The following is a 1,879-nucleotide window of genomic DNA, read 5'->3' as shown; positions in this document are numbered from 1 at the left end:
CCTTTAGTGGCTGGGCCAACGCTGACCCGCCGTCGCGCGTCGCGCGTCTGGGCTACACCGCCGGTGCGGTCGGTTTCTCACCCGCCGGCGAGAACGACTGGGTACAAGCAACGGTCAATCGACCTCTGACCAATGGCGACCGTCTTTGGGCGGACGCGAGTGCGCGGGCCGAAATCCAGGTCGGCGGCGCGATGATTCGCATGAACGCAGCGACTAGCGTCTCCGTTCTCAACCTCGATGACCGAATCGCCCAGCTGCAACTGACACAGGGAACCCTGAACGTCCGCGTGCGCCGCCTCGATCCCAACCAGGTGTTTGAGGTCGACACCCCGAATCTCGCCTTTACGCTGCGCCAACCCGGCGAATATCGCATCGCGGTGGACCCCGACGGCAATGCAACGGACATCATCGTGCGCAAAGGCCAGGGTGAAGTCTATGGAGAAGGCGCAGCGTACGTGGTTGATTCGCGTCAACCCTATCGCTTCACGGGAACCGGGCTGCGCGAGTACCAGGTTATCGCGGCGCCGCGCCTGGACGACTTCGATCGCTGGGCTAGCGCTCGCGACCGCGCTTTCGACAACTCGCGCTCGGCCCGCTATGTGTCGCCAGGTGTCGTCGGGTACCAGGATCTTGATGCGAACGGCAGCTGGCGCGTCGACGCGACCTACGGCAACGTCTGGACCCCGAATCGCGTGGCGGCAGGCTGGGCGCCTTACCGCGACGGCCATTGGGCCTGGGTCGACCCCTGGGGTTGGACTTGGGTGGACGACGCGCCCTGGGGCTTCGCCGTGTCCCATTACGGCCGCTGGACGAATCTCCGTGGAACGTGGGCCTGGGTGCCTGGTCCCGTGCGCGCCCAAGCCTACTACGCGCCGGCACTGGTTGCGTTCGTGGGCGGCGACAACTTTCAGTTGACGATTTCCAGCGGCAACGTTGGTGGCGTCGCGTGGTTCCCGCTTGGTCCGCGCGAGGTCTATCAGCCGTCCTATCCGGTGAGCCGGGGCTATTTCGAGAATCTCAACCGCAGCAACACGGTCATTAACAACACCGTCATCAACAACTACTACAACAACTCGAACGTGACCAATGTCGTATACGCCAACCGGCAAGTGCCAGGAGCCATCGTCGCTGTGCCGAGAACCGCGTTCGTGCAGTCGCAGCCAGTGTCCAGGGCGGCGGTTCGCGTTTCCGGGGAAATGCTTGCCAGCACTCCAGTGGCAGTGGTCGCGCCCGTGGCGCCAACCGAAAAAAGCGTGCGCGGGGCCGCCGGACCTGGCGGCAAGCCGCCTTCCCGCGTGTTCGAGCGGCCTGTGGTCGCCCGCACCGCGCCCCCTGCCGCGCACGTCGGTTTTGCGGCGCAGCAGCCGCAACTGACGGCGAAGCCGGGTAAACCGCTCGACGATGCCGCACGCAAGGACTTGAAACCTGCAGCGGCCGCGCCGACGCCCGTCGTCAAAGTGGTCGCGCAGCCGCAAGCCACGCCACCGACCATGCGTCCGCCGCCAGCGGCACCCGGTACCAAGCCGGGTGATGTAAGCGGAAAACCCGATGGGCAAAAGGCGACCGCAGCGCCCGCAATTTCCGGCGCACGGGGCGCACCGACGCAAGGTGGTGCGCCACCGCAAGCGACGCCACCGGTACCGGCCGCACAACCACCACAGCAACGCGGAAAGACCGAACCGCGTGAAAAGGGAGAGCAGCAGGTTCAACCCGTCGCGCCACCACCCCGGCCACCGCAACGCGCAACCGAGCCAAAGGCCATCGCACCCCAAGTGGCTCCTCCAGCGCAGCCGACGCAACCACCGCCGCAACGATCGGCGCAGCCCAAGGTACCCCCCCCACCGCAAGTCGCTCCACCCGCACCGGCTGCACCGCAACG

General features: G+C 66.4%; 1 protein-coding gene. It reads left to right on the top strand.

Annotation, left to right across the window (positions count from 1 at the left end):
- Positions 1-191: 191 nt before the first annotated feature.
- Positions 192-1,879, top strand: a 1,688-nt coding sequence (locus B3F77_RS05720; protein ID WP_414702965.1) for a DUF6600 domain-containing protein, incomplete at its 3' end; no start/stop codon positions are given.

This window comes from Polaromonas sp. UBA4122 (assembly GCA_002381615.1).
Taxonomy (GTDB): Bacteria; Pseudomonadota; Gammaproteobacteria; order Burkholderiales; family Burkholderiaceae_C; genus Polaromonas.
The sequence above is the reverse complement of the archived record's forward strand: the minus strand, read 5'-3'. Positions and strand labels throughout refer to the sequence as shown.